The sequence below is a fragment of the uncultured Selenomonas sp. genome (assembly GCA_905372355.1).
Lineage (GTDB): Bacteria > Bacillota > Negativicutes > Selenomonadales > Selenomonadaceae > Selenomonas.
Genome location: CAJPOT010000005.1, coordinates 14,767 through 31,848 on the forward strand (window position 1 = coordinate 14,767; position 17,082 = coordinate 31,848).

The 17,082-nt window shown below is 59.3% G+C and carries 14 protein-coding genes; 13 read left to right on the forward strand and 1 reads right to left on the reverse strand.

The genetic code is table 11. From position 1 onward, the window contains the following. Positions 1–14 precede the first annotated feature (14 nt). The 10 genes from rodA (at position 15) to QZ177_RS04285 (ending at position 9,206) form a co-directional block, all read left to right on the forward strand. Positions 15–1,118 carry a rod shape-determining protein RodA gene (gene rodA, locus QZ177_RS04240; RefSeq protein ID WP_294175622.1) on the forward strand — a complete coding sequence of 368 codons (1,104 nt, stop codon included), beginning with the start codon at positions 15–17 and terminating at the stop codon, positions 1,116–1,118. A gap of 26 nt (positions 1,119–1,144) precedes the next feature. Further along, on the forward strand, positions 1,145–2,998 hold the full coding sequence (locus QZ177_RS04245; RefSeq protein WP_294175623.1) for a TIGR03960 family B12-binding radical SAM protein: 1,854 nt from the start codon (positions 1,145–1,147) through the stop codon (positions 2,996–2,998). Next, positions 2,995–3,678 (forward strand): TIGR03936 family radical SAM-associated protein, encoded by a 684-nt coding sequence (locus tag QZ177_RS04250; protein WP_294175624.1) that lies wholly within the window; start codon positions 2,995–2,997, stop codon positions 3,676–3,678. Before QZ177_RS04245 ends, QZ177_RS04250 begins: the two co-directional genes overlap by 4 nt. A gap of 29 nt (positions 3,679–3,707) precedes the next feature. Next, on the forward strand, positions 3,708–5,147 hold the full coding sequence (locus QZ177_RS04255) for an Rne/Rng family ribonuclease (RefSeq protein WP_294175625.1): 1,440 nt from the start codon (positions 3,708–3,710) through the stop codon (positions 5,145–5,147). A gap of 581 nt (positions 5,148–5,728) precedes the next feature. Beyond that, the gene (gene rpsB / locus QZ177_RS04260) at positions 5,729–6,451 is read left to right on the forward strand and encodes a 30S ribosomal protein S2 (RefSeq protein ID WP_013740604.1); all 723 of its coding nucleotides are present in this window, start codon (positions 5,729–5,731) and stop codon (positions 6,449–6,451) included. Next, positions 6,438–7,313 (forward strand): translation elongation factor Ts, encoded by an 876-nt coding sequence (gene tsf, locus QZ177_RS04265; RefSeq protein WP_294175626.1) that lies wholly within the window; start codon positions 6,438–6,440, stop codon positions 7,311–7,313. Before rpsB ends, tsf begins: the two co-directional genes overlap by 14 nt. Positions 7,314–7,542: 229 nt before the next feature. After that, complete coding sequence (pyrH, locus tag QZ177_RS04270; RefSeq protein WP_009646779.1) at positions 7,543–8,271, forward strand: UMP kinase; 729 nt, start codon at positions 7,543–7,545, stop codon at positions 8,269–8,271. Further along, the gene (frr, locus tag QZ177_RS04275) at positions 8,268–8,825 is read left to right on the forward strand and encodes a ribosome recycling factor (protein WP_294175627.1); all 558 of its coding nucleotides are present in this window, start codon (positions 8,268–8,270) and stop codon (positions 8,823–8,825) included. Before pyrH ends, frr begins: the two co-directional genes overlap by 4 nt. After that, positions 8,825–9,052 (forward strand): PASTA domain-containing protein, encoded by a 228-nt coding sequence (locus tag QZ177_RS04280; RefSeq protein WP_294175628.1) that lies wholly within the window; start codon positions 8,825–8,827, stop codon positions 9,050–9,052. Before frr ends, QZ177_RS04280 begins: the two co-directional genes overlap by 1 nt. Next, positions 9,036–9,206: a 4Fe-4S binding protein gene (locus QZ177_RS04285; RefSeq protein ID WP_009646785.1), complete on the forward strand. Its 171-nt coding sequence runs from the start codon at positions 9,036–9,038 to the stop codon at positions 9,204–9,206. Before QZ177_RS04280 ends, QZ177_RS04285 begins: the two co-directional genes overlap by 17 nt. A 70-nt stretch (positions 9,207–9,276) precedes the next feature. Here the strand turns inward: QZ177_RS04285 and purF are convergent, their stop codons facing one another. Then, a complete protein-coding gene (gene purF / locus QZ177_RS04290) occupies positions 9,277–10,698 on the reverse strand; it encodes an amidophosphoribosyltransferase (RefSeq protein ID WP_294175629.1) in 1,422 nt (473 codons plus the stop codon). Between the two features lie 326 nt (positions 10,699–11,024). Between purF and QZ177_RS04295 the strand changes: the two genes are divergently transcribed. The 3 genes from QZ177_RS04295 to brnQ all read left to right on the forward strand — a co-directional run bounded on the left by QZ177_RS04295 (position 11,025) and on the right by brnQ (position 17,065). Next, positions 11,025–12,671: a ShlB/FhaC/HecB family hemolysin secretion/activation protein gene (locus tag QZ177_RS04295; RefSeq protein WP_294175630.1), complete on the forward strand. Its 1,647-nt coding sequence runs from the start codon at positions 11,025–11,027 to the stop codon at positions 12,669–12,671. A gap of 222 nt (positions 12,672–12,893) precedes the next feature. Further along, positions 12,894–15,734 carry an excinuclease ABC subunit UvrA gene (gene uvrA, locus QZ177_RS04300; RefSeq protein WP_294175631.1) on the forward strand — a complete coding sequence of 947 codons (2,841 nt, stop codon included), beginning with the start codon at positions 12,894–12,896 and terminating at the stop codon, positions 15,732–15,734. Further along, the gene (brnQ, locus tag QZ177_RS04305) at positions 15,731–17,065 is read left to right on the forward strand and encodes a branched-chain amino acid transport system II carrier protein (protein WP_294175632.1); all 1,335 of its coding nucleotides are present in this window, start codon (positions 15,731–15,733) and stop codon (positions 17,063–17,065) included. Before uvrA ends, brnQ begins: the two co-directional genes overlap by 4 nt. Positions 17,066–17,082 lie beyond the last annotated feature (17 nt).

Consider the following 17,082-nt stretch of genomic DNA (forward strand, 5'->3'; position numbering starts at 1 on the left):
AGGCGCAGGGGAAAATGAACAAGCGTTGGCTCAGGCGCATGGACTTCACATTGATCGGTGCGACGGCGGCGATCATCGTCATGAGCCTCATCGTCATCGGCAGCGCCACGCACATCAATACGGCGGGCGGCGATCACTACTGGTTCGTGCAGAAGCAGGGCGCATTCGTCGTCTTGAACGTACTCTTCGCCATATTCCTCATGAACTTCGACTACAAGGCACTGCAGAACTATGGCAAGAATCTCTACATCTTCAATGCCGTCATGCTTCTCCTCGTCATGATCATCGGCCAGACGGCGCTCGGCGCACAGCGCTGGATTCAGCTCGGTCCCATCACCCTGCAGCCGTCGGAGTTTTCGAAGATCATCATGATCATCGCGCTTGCTGCGATGCTGGAAGATCGCGTGGGAAAGCTCAATACCGTAAGCGACATCCTGCCCGTCGTCGGCTATGTGGCGTTGCCGTTCTTCCTCGTCCTCAAGCAGCCCGATCTCGGCACGTCGCTCGTTTTCATCGCCATTCTCTTGGGCATGATGTTCGTCGCGGGCGTGAACCTTCGCATACTTGCGGCAGGCTTTGCGGCGGGCGTGGCGGCGTCGCCCCTTCTCTGGCTCTTTTTGAAGGATTACCAGAAGATGCGCCTCAAGGTTTTTCTCGACCCGAGCGTTGACCCGCTCGGCTCGGGCTATCACATCATTCAGTCGAAAATCGCCATCGGCTCGGGGCTGATCTTCGGCAAGGGGCTTTTCGGCGGTACGCAGAGTCAACTGAACTTCCTGCCTGAGAACCACACGGATTTCATCTTCGCCGTCGTCGGTGAGGAACTGGGCTTCGTCGGTGCGGCGGCGCTGCTTCTTTTGTACCTCGTCGTGCTCTGGCGCGGCGTGAAGATCGCGCGTGACGCGAGCGACACTTTCGGCCGGCTGCTCGCCGTCGGCATCACCTCGATGCTCGCCTTTCATGTGCTCGTCAACGTCGGCATGACGACGGGGATCATGCCCGTCACGGGCATACCGCTGCCGCTCATGAGCTACGGCGTCAGTTCGCTGACGACGAATTTGATCGCGATTACGATCTTGCTCAACATCCACATGCGCAAGGCAAAGTTTGTATTCTGAGAGAGGAATTATTCCAGGGAGGATTTATGGTCAAGTTGGAACAGGAGATGCTTCAGGCTGTCGAGAAACCCGCACGCTATACGGGCGGCGAATGGAACGCACAGCCGAAGGACTCCGCCGCCGTCCTTTGCCGCATCGCGCTCGCGATGGCGGACGTCTATGAGGTCGGCATGTCAAACCTCGGGCTGAAGATTCTCTATGAGATTTTGAACCGCCGCGATGACATCGCGGCGGAACGTGTTTATGCGCCCTGGCTCGATATGGAAGAGGAAATGCGCCGCCGCGGCATCCCGCTCTTTTCGCTCGAAACCTTCCGGGAGATTTCCTCCTTCGACATCCTCGGCTTCTCGCTGCAGTACGAACTTCTCATCACGAACACGCTCAACATGCTTGACCTCGCAGGGCTGCCGCTCCATGCGGCGGAGCGCACGAACGAGCAGCCCTTCGTCATCGGCGGCGGCCCCTGCGTATACAACACGGAGCCAATCGCCGACTTCTTCGACTTCTTCGTGCTCGGCGACGGCGAGGAAATCGTCGTCGAGGTGTGCGACGCCTTGATCGCATGGAAGAAGGAGGGTCGCCCGGACGGCAGGCGTGGCTTCCTGCGCCGCGCTGCGCGGATTCCGGGCGTCTACGTGCCGTCCTTTTATGCGCCCGAGTACGATGCGCAGGGCATGTTCACAGGGCTTCGCATCCTCGATGAGGCAGCTTCGCCGCAAATCTATCGGCGCGTCGTCAAGGATCTCGATGCCACGCCGTTTTTGGAAAAGCCCGTCGTGCCGTACCTCGGCATCGTGCACGACCGCCTCATGCTTGAGCTTTTCCGCGGCTGCACGCGCGGCTGCCGCTTCTGTCAGGCGGGCATGGCGTACCGTCCCGTGCGCGAGCGCCGTCCCGAGACACTCGAATCTCTGGCGCGCACCCTCTTCGATTCGACGGGCTACAACGAGATGTCCTTGACGTCGCTCTCGTCCGCCGACTACTCGTGTCTCTCGCCGCTCGTCGACGGGCTTCTTGCCGGCACTCAGGGCGAGCGCGTGAGCTTTTCTCTGCCGTCTTTGCGCATCGACAGTTTCTCCGTCGACATCGCCGAGCGATTGCAGCAGGTGCGAAAGAGCGGCTTGACGTTTGCACCTGAGGCGGGCACGCAGCGCCTGCGCGACGTCATCAACAAGAACGTGACGGAAGACGACTTGTTGCACTCGGTGCGCACGGCATTTGAGCAGGGATGGAAGGCGGTCAAGCTCTACTTCATGATGGGGCTGCCGACTGAGACGGACGAGGATATCGTCGGCATCGCAGAGCTCGCGCAGAAAGTTGTCGACTGCTACAAGAAAGTCAAGGGGAAGCGCGGTGTCAAGGTCACGGTGTCCGTCTCGTGCTTCGTGCCCAAGGCGTACACGCCGTTCCAGTGGTTCGCGCAGGTGCCGCAGGAAGAATTCGAGCGCAGACAGCAGCTCTTGAAGGAGAGCATACGCGACCGCGCGATCTCGTTTCACTACCATGACGCACGCGCAAGCGTCCTCGAAGGAGCGCTGTCACGCGGCGATCGCAGGCTCTCAGCCGTCATCGAGACGGCGTGGCGAAACGGCGCGAAGTTCGACGGCTGGACGGATCAGTTCAAAGACGAGGTTTGGAAGGACGCCTTTTGCCGCTGCGGCGTTGCGCCCGAGTTCTACAGCCGGCGCACGCGCGATCCGGAAGAAGTCCTGCCGTGGGCGCACACGAGCCCTGGCGTGTCTGAGGACTTTTTGCGCCGCGAGTGGCAGCGTGCACAGGAGGCGGCGCTCACGCATGACTGCCGGCGCGAAACGTGTACGGGCTGCGGCGTCTGTCCCGAGCTTGGCTGCGACGTCGTCGATTGGAGGGGAGAAGCATGAAGCTGCGCGCACTCTTGACGAAGGGCGAGGAGATCCGTTTCATCTCCCATCTCGATTACGCTGCGCTCATCGAGCGGGCGATCCGCCGCGCCAAATTGCCCGTCGCCTATTCGGAGGGGTTCAACCCGCACATGAAGTTCTCGTTCGCCTCGGCGCTCGCCGTGGGCGTGACGAGCGAGGCGGAGGTCATGGACGTGGAGCTTTCGCGCCCCGTCGCGCAGCCCGAGGCGTGGGACAGGCTCGCCGCCGCCCTGCCGCTGGGCGTGCGCCTCGGTCGTCTCGTCCCGTACGAGGGCAAGGCGAAGTCGCTGATGGCGGCGGTCGACCGCGCCGAGTACCGCGTGCGCGTGCCCTATGCGGGCGCGGAGGAGGCGGCGCGGCGCGCTGTCGCCGCCTTCTTTGCTGCGCCCGAGGCCATCTATCGGCGCGTCCTGCCGAAGAAGACGCGCGAGGTCGATGCGAAAGCGTACCTGAAGGAAATCCGCGTCGAAAAAGAGGGCGGCGCTCTGCTGCTTTTCCTCGCTATCGCCGTCACGCCTGAGGGCAGTCTGAAGCCTGGCGAGGCGATTGGGCTTCTGGCGCACGACTTCGGTCTCGCCGTCGAGCCGAGGGAGGCCCAGATCTGCCGCACGGCGCTCCTCTCGGGCGGCAAAGACCTTTTCACCCTGATCGAATCGTAAGACCGATACCCATCGATGGAGTTGATGTGATGAAAACCATTCTTGTAAACTGCGCTCCCGAAGAGACGCGCATGGCGATCGTGGCAAACGACGAGCTTCTGGCGGTCGAGGTTGAGCGCGAGTCGCAGTCGCACCTCGTCGGCAACATCTACAAGGGACAGGTGCAGAACGTCCTGCCGGGCATGCAGGCGGCTTTCGTCGACATCGGCTGGGAGAAGAATGCGTTCCTCTACATCGGCGACGGCGTGCCGCACGAGGGCGCACAGAAAACGACGCCCGCCGCACGCATCCACATCGGCCAGCGGCTTCCCGTACAGATCACGAAGGACGCCATCGGCACGAAGGGGCCGCGTGCGACAATGCACCTGTCGATTCCGGGCAGGAACGTCGTGCTCATGCCGACGGCCGCCTACATTGGCATCTCGCGGCGCATCGAGGGTGAGGCCGAGCGCACGCGGCTTCGGGAGATCGCCGCGCGCATCTGCCCGGCGGGCATGGGACTCATCATCCGCACGGCGGCGCACGGGCAGACGGAGGAGAGTTTCCAGGAGGATGTCGACCGCCTCGTGCGCCTCTGGCAAACCCTGCAGGCGAAGAACAAGATGGCGAAGGCGCCGGCGCTCCTCTACCGCGATGCCGACCTCATCGTGCGCCTCGTGCGCGACTCCTTCACAGAAGAGATTGATGCGCTCTACATCGATGACGCCGACGCCTGCCGTCGCGTGAAGGAACTCGTCGAATCCATCTCGCCCGAGCTTGCACAAAGAGTCCATCTCTACGAAGAGCGCGAGCCGCTCTTTCGTCGCTACGGCGTGGAGGAAGAAATCGAGCGCCTCGGCGAGCGCGAGGTCGTGCTTCCCTCGGGCGGCTCCATCGTCATCGACAAGACGGAAGCGCTGACCGCCATCGACGTGAATACGGGGCGCTACGTCGGCAAGGCGAATCTCGGCGACACGGTCTACCGCACGAACCTCGAAGCGGCGGCCGAGATCTTGAAGCAGATTCGCCTCAGGGACATCGGCGGCATCATCCTCGTCGACTTCATCGACATGGACACGGACGAGCAGAAGGAAAAGCTCCTCACCTTTCTGCGCGACCGCGTGCGTTTCGACCGCACGAAGACGAATATCGTCGACATCACGGCGCTCGGCCTCATCGAGATCACGCGCAAGAAGTCGCGGCAAAACTTGGAGAGCATCATCTACAGCCCGTGCCCTTACTGCCACGGCCGGGGCAGGGTCGAATCGCCCGAGACGATCGCCATCCGAATCTGCCGTGACATCCGCCGCTTGGAGAGCAAGGCGCACGCGGGCGCATATGAGATCGAAGTGGCGAGCCGCATCGCACGCGCCGTGGAAACCGCCGAGCCGCTCGCACACCTCGCAGCCGAACTCGCGCTCCGCCTGACCGTCGTCGCCAAGGACGTCATGGCGCTCGAAAGCTACACGATCTTGCCCAAGGAAGATTGAGGCAGACATGCATGTGATGTTGTTTCGGAAATTTGACGAAAGTTTCGTCATGTCGTATAATAAGCATAGAAAAGGTGCTGCCGGCAAGCGGTCAGCCCCAAAGTTTTAGTAAAGGAATATCCCGCCTAAAGTTTGGGTGCTAGAGGCGGGGTATTCTTATTTTGCTTTTAACGCAACGATGCAAATCGTCACGCAGAAAACCAACGATAAAAAATCGTACAGCTCCATAAGCAACGCCCCTGCTGAGCCGTCCAAGAAGCAAGCCCGTGGGCGTAGCTGATTGGCAAACGGCTCGTATGCGAAAACGTCCCAAGAGCGTGAGCCGAAGGCGAAGCGCGATTGGCTGACGTTGACCGCCTTTCAGGGGCAAGAATCGACCGCCTACCGTTTGGGCAGCACCATTCATATTATAGCATAGGTTTGCGCTTTTGTGTGCTTTTCCCACTTGCTTTTCCGCCCCATCTATGCTAAAATTCTTCACGGTGTCTATAACGCACGCGCACTGACGTCTGCCCTGTGCTCCTTTGGGAGTGGTGCAGAGGATGAGGGGCGCGGAGGAAAAAACAGGAGGTGCACCAATTATGGCAGTAGTTTCTATGAAACAACTTTTGGAGGCCGGTGTCCATTTCGGACATCAGACCCGCCGTTGGAATCCGAAGATGGCGAAGTACATCTTCACGGAGAGGAACGGCATCTACATCATTGATTTGCAGAAGACCGTGCGCAAGGTTGACGAGGCGTACAACTTCCTTCGCAGCTTGGCGGAAGAGGGCAAGAGCGTTCTCTTCGTCGGCACGAAGAAGCAGGCGCAGGACGCCGTGAAGGAAGAGGCGACGAAGGCTGAGATGTTCTATGTCAACGAGCGTTGGCTCGGCGGCATGCTGACGAACTATCAGACGATCCAGAAGCGCATCCGCCGCTTGAAGGATCTTGAGCGCATGGAAGAGGACGGCACGTTCGACGTTCTGACGAAGAAGGAAGTCCTGCAGCTGCGTCACGAGATGACGAAGCTGGAGAAGTTCCTCGGCGGCATCAAGGAGATGAACCGTCTGCCGGGAGCGCTCTTCGTCGTCGATCCGCGCAAGGAGCGCATCGCCGTCGCTGAGGCGAAGAAACTCAACATCCCCATCGTCGCAATCGTTGATACGAACTGCGATCCTGATGAGATCGACTATGTGATTCCGGGCAACGACGATGCGATCCGTGCCGTCCGCCTTTTGACGAGCGCGATGGCGAGCGCCATCGTCGAGGGTCGTCAGGGTCAGGCAGGTGCAGGCGAGGAGGCGCAAGATGGCAAAGATTGACGCAAAGATGGTCAAGGAGCTGCGCGAGCGTACGGGCGCAGGCATGATGGATTGCAAGAAGGCGCTGACGGAGACCGACGGCGACATGGACAAGGCGATCGACTACCTGCGCGAGAAGGGCATTGCGAAGGCTGAGAAGAAGGCCGGCCGCATCGCTTCCGAGGGTGTCGTTGCAGCCTATGTTGCGGACGATGCGAAGGTCGCGGCGCTCGTTGAGATCAACTGCGAGACGGACTTTGTCGCCGTTACGGAGAAGTTCCATGCGCTTTGCGACAAGATCGCCAAGCACATCGCAGAGACGAATCCTGCCGACCTGGACGCCTTGAATGCGAGCACGCTTGAAGGCAAGACGGTGGCGGAAATCGTCACGGAAGCTGTCGCGAGCATCGGCGAGAAGATTTCGCTGCGCCGCTTCGAGCGCTATGAGAACGCTTCGGGTCGCATTGCAAGCTACATCCACATGGGCGGCAAGATCGGCGTGCTCGTCGACCTTTCGGGCGGCACGGCGGAGATCGGCAAGGATGTCGCCATGCACATCGCAGCGTCTGCGCCGACGGCAATCGACCGCTCGGGCGTGAAGACGGAAGACCTTGAGCACGAGAAGGAAGTCCTGCGCGCGCAGGCTCTCGAAGAGGGCAAGCCCGAGAAGATCGTGGAGCGCATGGTCGAGGGTCGCATCAACAAGTTCTATCAGGAAGTGTGCCTGCTGGAGCAGCCCTTCGTCAAGGATCCTGACAAGAAAGTTCAGGAGGTTCTCGGCGATGTCAAGGTCGAGCGTTTCGTGCGCTTCGAGCTTGGCGAAGGTCTTGAGAAGAAGTCGGAAGACTTCGCGGCTGAGGTCGCTGCTCAGATCAAGGGCTAAGAGATTTGGAATAAGAAAAGCTGCTGCATGGCGATGGATGAAAAATGTTTCTGTGCGGCAGCTTTTTTCCTGCCATTTTCAGGAAGTTGTCGCGAAAATGCACAACACCTTAGGAAGTTCTAACGGCAGGGCGGTTTTCTGAAAAGTGAAGAGGATTATTTCCATCTTCGTCGAATAGGGAAGAAAAGCAACGAGATGGGAAGATACTTCTGCAAGGAGGACGTTCATTTTGGATATTGCCAGCTACAAGCGTGTCGTTTTGAAACTCAGCGGTGAATCTCTCGCAGGAGATCAGGGCTTCGGTATCGACCTGCCGACCGTCGACGCCATTGCGGCCGAGGTCAAGAAGGTGCGCGAGCACGGCATTGACGTTGCCGTTGTCGTCGGCGGTGGCAATATCTGGCGCGGTCTTGCGGGAAGCGACAAGGGCATGGATCGGGCGCAGGCAGATTACATGGGAATGCTCGCGACCGTCATGAACTCGCTCGCCTTGCAAAGCTCTTTGGAAAATATCGATGTCGATACGCGCGTGCAGAGCGCCATCGAGATGCGTCAGATTGCCGAGCCGTACATTCGCCGTAAGGCTGTGCGCCATCTCGAAAAGGGACGCGTCGTGATCCTGGCGGCAGGCACGGGAAATCCGTACTTCTCGACCGACACGACCGCGGCTCTTCGTGCTGCTGAGATCGAAGCGGACGTCATCCTCATGGCGAAGAAGGGCGTCGACGGCGTCTACGATTCTGACCCGCGCAAGAATCCTGCGGCAAAGAAGTTCAGCCGCCTCGCATACATGGAGGTTCTGAATCGTGGCCTCGCTGTCATGGACTCGACGGCGACGAGCCTCTGCATGGATAATAAGATTCCCATCGTCGTATTCAACATTGACAAGCATGAGAATATCCTCAAGGCTGCGGTCGGCGAGGATATCGGCACGATTGTAGGGGGAGAGGAAGCATGATCAAGGATATTTTCCATGCGCAGGAAGAGCGCATGAAGAAGACGCTCGAAGCGCTGCGCCGTGATTTCGGCTCACTGCGCGCTGGACGCGCAACCCCTGCGCTTCTCGATCGCGTGATGGTCGACTACTATGGTCAGCCCACGCCCGTGAGCCAGGTCGCGGCAATCGCCGTGCCCGAGCCGCGCATGCTCATGATCACGCCTTGGGAGAAGACGATTCTGCACGACATCGAGAAGGCGATCATGAAGTCCGATCTCGGACTCACACCGAACTCCGACGGCACGGCGGTACGGCTTTCCATTCCGCAGCTCACGCAGGAGCGTCGCACGGAACTCGTGAAGTCGCTGAACAAGAAGACGGAGGATGCGAAGGTCGCGATCCGCAACATCCGCCGCGATGCGAACGAGCAGATGAAGAAGCTCGAAAAGGCGAAGGAAATCACCGAGGACGACGCAAAGAAGGGCCAGGACGACATGCAGAAGCTTGTCGACAAGTACATCAAGGCCGTGGAAGATGCGCGCGTCGTCAAGGAAAAGGAAATCATGGAAGTCTGATGGAAGAAGTCGATGTTTTGGGCATTCCCTGGCAGGAGGCGAAAGAGCGTCTTGAGGCGCTCGGATTCCTCTATGATGTGGAGTGGACACGTCCCACACGAGATTTTTTTCCGATAGATGAGCAGTCTCCCTATGTCGTGCGGCAGAGGCGAGAAGGCGATAAGATAAAGCTCGTGCTTGCAGCGCGGCTGCGAAAGGAGGTGTCCTGTCATGGCTTACAAGATTAGCGAAGAGTGCATTTCGTGCGGTTCGTGCGCTGGTACCTGTCCCGTCGAGGCGATCTCGGAGGGTGAGTCCCAGTACGTGATTGACCCGGAGAAGTGCATTGAGTGCGGTGCGTGTGCGGAAGGCTGTCCCGTCTCCGCGATTTCCGCGCCCTGATGCGCAGAAATGCATGAAAAAACCGCTGCCTGGCAGCGGTTTTTTTGTGCGCTTTCGAGGGAGCGCTTCCTTAACCTTCGCTTTCGGAGAGTTTCTTCTCGAAGCGGTCTTTGTTTGTATTCTTCGGGATACTCGTCGGATAATCGCCGCTGAAGCAGGCGTCGCAGCATGGGATGTTGCCGGCGAGTGCGGGCAGCGATTCGATCGGCAGGTAGCCGAGGGTGTCGGCGCCGACGATCTTCGTGATTTCCTCAAGCGTGTGATGCGCGGCGACGAGGTGATCGGCAGAGTCGATGTCCGTGCCGTAATAGCAGGGATGGAGGAACGGCGGTGCGGAGATGCGCAGGTGGATTTCCTTCGCGCCCGCCTTGCGGATGAGGTCGGTGATGCGCTTGCTCGTCGTGCCGCGCACGATGGAGTCGTCGATGAGCACGACCCTTTTGCCGTAGACGGTTTCGGCGATGGGATTGAGCTTGATGCGCACCTTGTCGACACGGTTTTCCTGCCCGGGCGCGATGAAGGTGCGGCCGATGTACTTGTTCTTGATGAGCCCGATGCCGTAGGGGATGCCTGAGGCGCGGCTGTAGCCGAGTGCCGCGTCGAGTCCCGAGTCGGGCACGCCGATGACGACGTCAGCGTCGATGGGATGCTTGGCGGCGAGGATCTCGCCAGCACGCGTCCTTGCCGCGTGGATGGAAACGCCGTCGATGATGGAGTCGGGACGTGCGAAGTAGATGTACTCGAAGACACACGATTTTCTAGGCTTCGTATGACAGTGTTCCAAGCGGCTCGTCATGCCGTTCTTCGTGAAGACGAGGATCTCGCCGGGCAGGAGGTCGCGCTCGAATTCGGCGCCGACGGCGCTCAGAGCACAGCTCTCAGAAGCGACGATCCAGGTGCCGTCGGGCATCTTGCCGTAGCAAAGCGGACGGAAGCCCTGCGGGTCACGCACGGCGACGAGCTTGGCGCTCGACATCAGACACAGTGAATAAGCGCCTTCGAGGCGGTTCATCGTCTGACTGACCGCGTCTTCGATGGAGGGAGTCTTGAGCCGTGCCTGCGTGATGAGGTAGGCGATGATCTCTGTGTCGATCGTCGTGTGGAAGATTGCGCCCGCGAGTTCGAGCTTGTCGCGCAGGACATCGGCGTTGCTGAGGTTGCCGTTGTGTGCGAGCGCCAGCTTTCCCTTCTGGTGGTTGATGGCGAGCGGCTGACAGTTGCGGCGGCTCGTCGCTCCCGTCGTGCCGTAGCGCACATGGCCGACGGCCATCGTGCCCTCGGGGAAGCGAGAGAGGACTTCGCGCGAAAAGACGTCGTTGACGAGTCCGAGATCCTTGTGCGAGGAAAAGACGCCGTCGTCGTTCACGGTGATGCCGCAGCTCTCCTGGCCGCGGTGCTGCAGCGCGTAGAGTCCGTAATACGCCATCGCGGCGACGTTCGCCGGCTCGGGGGAAAATGCGCCGAATACGCCGCATTCTTCATGTATGCTCATTCCTGTGCCTCCTGCTTGGGGGAAACTTCTTTTTCCCCTACATCGTACACCATGAGAAAAGTCATGTCAATGGAACGACTGTATACAAAATACGCAGGAGGATGTGCATGGATGGCAGAGGATTAAAATTTCTCGTGAAGCACAATAAATGATCCTAAGGGAAGGATTTCAAAAGGTGCATGTCGAAAAAGAAAAAAGCTAGGCTATGTCTGATAGATTGGCTTTTCCTGCAAATGGGTGGGCATAGGTCCGGCAGGTTCCTATTTTAGGAAGAAGACTGCACGAAGCAGCATATCCATGAATTTAGAGCAAGGGAGATCATTGGCATGAAAAACAAGCTGCACCATACTTTGACGAGGGCGGTGCTCTTGGGGCTTCTCGCGAGCACGGCGGCGGCGCCGGCGTATGCCGCGTCTTCGCTGTCAAAGCCCGGGCAGGACATCGAAGGGACGCTGCCTGGGGCAGAGGCGGGCGTCGAGAACAACATGAAGAAGAATACAGCGACGAACGAAGTGAAGTTCCTCGTGAAGAACATCCAGCTTGACGTCGAGGACGAGATCAAGTTCAACAATGCCGAGATTCGTGACATTCTCTTAGCGCGCATTGGCAAGGAGACGACGCTCGCGGGACTCAACGACCTGCAGGATCAGATCACGGCGTACTGCCGCAGTCATGGCTATCCGGCTGCCGCCGCCTACCTGCCCGCGCAGGAGTCCGAGGACGGCAATGTCATCATCAAGGTCATTCCTGGCCGTTACGGTGATGTGAAGCTCGACAACAAGAGCCGATTCAAGGATGCAGCGGCTCAGGGCTTCCTCGCGGGGCTAAAGAAGGGCGAGATCATCCGCACGAAGGATCTTGAGACGGCTCTTTACACGATCAGCGACTTCAGCGGAGCGCGTGCCGTCGGCACGCTCAGTGCGGGAAAATCGTTCGGAACGAGCGACGTGACTGTGCACATTGAGGATGGCAAACCGTCCTCGACCATCGTCTACGCCGAGAACTATGGCAGCGAGGCTACGGGACGCTACCGCTACGGCGCACAGCATTCGATCTACAACGTCGACGGCATGGGATCGAAGGTCAATGTCGGCGCCTTGATTTCCAACAAGTCGCTGCACAATTACTATGTGAACTACGAAGCGCTTGTAGGGCACGGCGGCACGTCGCTCGGTATCGGCTACAGCCGCATGGACTATGAGGTCGGCGGACCTCTGAAGCGTCTGGGAGCGCATGGCACGGCGGATACGATCAGCGTCTATGGCAGCCGCCCTATCTACCATACGACGGATGAAAAGCTCGCCCTTACCTACGGCTATGATTATCGCAGCCTCAAGGATGATATGGACGCTTTCGGCGGCATGGCGGACAGCAAGAAGCACTCGCACGATATCCATGCCGGCGTAGAAGGCTTTTGGCGTGACCGCAAGAGCGGCCTTTCGCTGAACTACAATTTCGTGCTGACAGCAGGCAATGTTACGGCGGATTCGTGGTATGCAAAGAAACTGGCGAAAAGTGCGGGAACAGACGGTGGCTTCACGAAGGCGGAGGCAAAGGTCACAGCCGTTCAGTCGCTTGGCAAGCAGGCGGATGTCATGGTAAAACTGTCAGGTCAGGCGGCATCGAAGAATCTCGATAGTTCCGAACAGATGTATTTGGGCGGTGCTAATGCCGTACGCGCCTATCCGCAGGGCACAGGCACGGGGGATAAAGGGATACTCGGCACGATTGAGTTCCGTTACTACACCAATGTGCCAGGGCTTGTCGCGAGTACCTACCTCGACGCAGGCCGCAGTTCGTTTGACGGCAGCACGACGACGCTGAAAGGGTGGGGTGTCGGTCTCGCCTACAATGCGCCCGACTGGTTCGCGCGCATCGACTATGCACGTCGCATCGGCTTGGGGAGATCACTCAACGAAACCATATCGGCGGATCGCGGTCGTTTCTGGTTCCTTGCGGGCAAGATCTGGTAATGGCGAAAAATACATAAGGCAGGCTGCCGCACGAAGCAAGGATGGGCTTCGTGCGGCAGCCTTTTTGTATGGGAGGCTCTCGTGGGACATGAGCAAGGTTATTCTGATCGAGGCACGATTCTTCTGATTTGTGCAAAGAGAAGATAAAATAATAAAAGGGCTTCAACTTCCGCCGCCTTTCCGATATAATAGGGGGAAGCAGCAAACGGAGGAAAATACTTTATGGAGAATGTGATTCGCATACAGGGCGCGCGCGCCCATAATCTGAAGAATATCGACGTGGAGATACCGCGAGACAAACTCGTCGTCGTCACAGGGCTTTCGGGATCGGGCAAGTCCTCGCTCGCTTTTGATACAATTTATGCTGAGGGGCAGAGGCGCTATGTGGAGTCGCTGTCATCCTACGCAAGGCAGTTCCTCGGTCAGATGGACAAGCCCGATGTTGACAATATCGAGGGACTTTCGCCGGCGATTTCCATCGACCAGAAGACGACGAGCCGGAACCCGCGCTCGACCGTTGGCACGGTGACGGAGATTTACGATTACATGCGATTGATGTTCGCACGCGCCGGCCGCCCGCATTGTCCGAAGTGCGGCAAGCCCATCGCGCAGCAGACGGTCGATCAGATGATGGACAAGCTTGAGGCTTTGCCCGAGCGCACGAAGCTCCTGATCATGGCGCAGATCGTTCGCGGCAAGAAAGGCGAGCACAAGAAGATTCTCGACCACATCCGCCGCGAAGGATATGTGCGCGTGCGCATCGACGGCGAGGTCGTCGACCTCGGTGAAGAGATTCACCTCGACAAGGCGAAGAAGCATACGATCGAAGTCGTCGTCGACCGTCTTGTCGTCCGCGAGGGCATGGAGCAGCGGCTTGCCGATTCCTTGGAGACGGCTTTGAAGATGGGCGAGGGAGTCGTCTACGTGCAAATCGTCGACGGCGAACTTTTGATGTTCAGCGAAAACTTCGCGTGCGTCGACTGCGGCATCAGCCTGCCCGAAATCACGCCGCGTATGTTCTCGTTCAACAGCCCTTACGGCGCATGTCCGACGTGCAGCGGCCTCGGTAGCAACATGGAGTTCGATCTGGAGCTTGTCGTACCCGACGATTCGCTGTCGCTTGCCGAAGGAGTATTCGCGCCGCTTTCCAAGAATCTCAACACCTATGCGAACTGCCAGATGGAGGCCGTTCTCAAGCATTACGGCTATACGGTTGACACGCCGTTTCGCGACTTGGACAAGAAGGTGCAGGAGTTTCTTCTCTATGGCACGGGCGAAGAGAAGTTCGAGTTTGGCTACGAGAACATGTTCGGCGAGTACAAGCTGCATCATTCGGCCTTCGAGGGTGTCATGCCGATGCTTACGCGGCGTTACCGCGAAACGGACACGGACGCGATGCGCGAGGACTACGAGAACTACATGACGATCACACCATGCCCTGCGTGCCATGGAGCGCGTCTTCGTCCCGAGGTGCTTTCCGTCAAGGTCGGCGGCAAGAACATCGCCGAGGTTACGGCGCTGACGATTCGAGAATGCGATGAATTCTTCTCCGAGCTTTCGCTCTCGGAGCGCGAGGCGAAGATCGCCGCGCAGATCTTGAAAGAGATCCATGCGCGCCTCGGCTTTCTCTTGAACGTCGGGCTTGATTATCTGACGCTCTCGCGTGCGGCGGGGACGCTCTCGGGCGGCGAGGCGCAGCGCATACGGCTTGCGACGCAGATCGGTTCGGGACTCATGGGCGTGCTCTACATCCTCGATGAGCCGAGCATCGGACTTCATCAGCGTGACAACAACCGCCTCTTGGCGGCGCTGCAGCATCTCCGCGATCTCGGCAACACGCTCATCGTCGTCGAGCATGACGAGGATACGATGTACGCCGCCGACCATATCATCGACATCGGCCCCGGCGCAGGGGCGCATGGCGGGCGTGTCGTCGCCGAGGGTACGGCGGAAGAGATCAAGAAGGTCGCCGAGTCCGTCACGGGACAGTATCTCGCACGGAAGAAGTTCATCCCCGTGCCGAGCCGCCGCCGGACGGGCACGGGCAATTTCATCGAGATCGTCGGCGCGGCGGCGAACAATCTCAAGAACCTGCGCGTGAAGTTCCCGCTCGGGGAACTGATCCTCGTCACGGGCGTTTCCGGCTCGGGCAAGTCGACGCTCGTCAACGAGATCCTCTACAAGGGCGTCGCCTCAAGGCTCTACCATGCGAAGGGAAAGCCCGGCAAGCACAAGAAGATTCTGGGACTTGAGCACGTCGACAAGATCATCGACATCGACCAGCAGCCGATCGGGCGCACGCCGCGCTCGAATCCTGCGACGTATACGGGCGTATTCGATGCCATCCGGCAGCTCTTCAGTCAGACGACGGAGGCGAAGATGCGCGGCTACAAGCCCGGGCGCTTCAGCTTCAACGTCAAAGGCGGCCGCTGCGAGGCGTGCCGCGGCGACGGCATCATCAAGATCGAGATGCACTTCTTGCCCGACGTCTATGTGCCCTGCGAGGTTTGCAAGGGAGCGCGATACAATCGTGAGACGCTTGAGGTGCGCTACAAGGGAAAGACGATCGCCGACGTGCTCGCCATGACGGTTGACGAAGCTGTGGAGTTCTTCAAGAATATCCCGCGCATCGAGACGAAGCTCAAGGTCATTCAGGACGTCGGGCTCGGTTACATCAAGCTTGGGCAGAGTGCGACGACGCTCTCGGGCGGCGAGGCGCAGCGCGTGAAGCTCGCGACGGAACTGGCGCGCCGCTCGACGGGGCGCACGCTCTACATCCTCGACGAGCCGACGACGGGACTTCACACCGCCGATATCGCGAAGCTCCTCGGCATCCTGCACCGCCTCGTCGACGGCGGTGACACGGTCGTCGTCATCGAGCACAACCTCGACGTCATCAAGACGGCCGACCACATCATCGACCTCGGCCCTGAGGGCGGTTCGGGCGGCGGCACGATCGTTGCCGAAGGCCGTCCCGAGGACATCGTGAAGGTCAAGGCGTCGTATACGGGCAAGTTCCTGAAGCCGCTGTTGGAAGAGAATTTTGAGAGGAATGTGAAATGAATCGATTGAAGAAGAAGGATCTTTTGACTTTGGGCTTCATGATGTTCTCCGTCTTTTTCGGGGCGGGAAACCTCATCTTTCCGCCTGCCTTGGGACAGGCGGCGGGGACGAACACGCTGCCTGCCATGCTCGGCTTCATGACGACGGGCGTCGGTCTGCCGCTCCTTGGCATCATGGCGATCGCTCTCGCGGGCGGCGAATATGTGCAGCTTCTGAAGAGGCGCACGTTTCCCTGGTTTGCGACGGCGCTTCTCGTCATCCTCTACCTCATCATAGGGCCGTTGTTCGCCATGCCGAGGACGGGCGCCGTCTCGTTTGAGATCGGCATTCGTCCCTTCGTCGGTGCGGGCGATGTCACGCTTCCGCAAGTCATCTACACGGCGCTTTTCTTTGGCGCATCGTACTATTTGTCGCTCAATCCGAACAAGCTCATCGACCGCGTGGGCAAGATGCTTACGCCCGCGCTGCTCGTCGTTCTTGTGATCCTCTTTTTGCGTACCTTCTGGTCGCCGATGGGGGAGGTGCTCGCTCCGACGGGCGTTTACCTGGAATCGCCCTATGCGCAGGGATTCCAGGACGGCTATCAGACGATGGATCTCCTCGCGACCATCGCCATCGGCGCGCTCGTTGTCAATGCCGTGCGCTATCGTGGCGTGACCGACACGCGCACCATCGGCAAGGCATGCCTCGCAGCCGGTTTCATCACCGTATTCCTCATGGCCTGCGTTTACGGCTCCTTGGCCTATCTCGGAGCGACGAGCGCGACGGTTCTCGGACATTCGGAGAACGGCGGCCAGCTGCTCGCCGAAGCCGTGCGCATCTTCTTCGGCGCGGCGGGCAACGTGCTCCTCGCGCTCATCATCATCCTCGCATGCATCACGACGTGCTGCGGCATCACATCGAGCGCCGCCATGTTCTTCCACAAGCTCTTCAAGAAGAAGATCTCCTACGAGCGCCTGCTGCTCTTTTCCATCCTCTTCAGCTTCGGCGCGTCGAACATCGGCCTCACGCAGATCATTGCGCTCGCCGTGCCCTTCCTCGTGGCGATCTATCCGCTCGTCATCGTCTTCGTCATCCTCTCGCTCTTCGATCGCTTCATTGGCTGGCGAAAGAGCATCTACCAGGGCGCGATTCTTTTCACGCTCGTCTTTTCGCTGACGGACGCGATGCATGCCGCAGGCTTCGGCTCTGCCGCCCTCTATGAAATGCTTGCCGCGCATGTTCCGTTCTACGGCGTCATGATGGGCTGGGTCTGCCCGGCGCTCGCCGGAGCGGTCTTAGGATTCATCATCTCGCTCGGGCAGAAAGCGCCGGCGCCGAAGGAAGCGTAGTGAGCACATGCGGGATG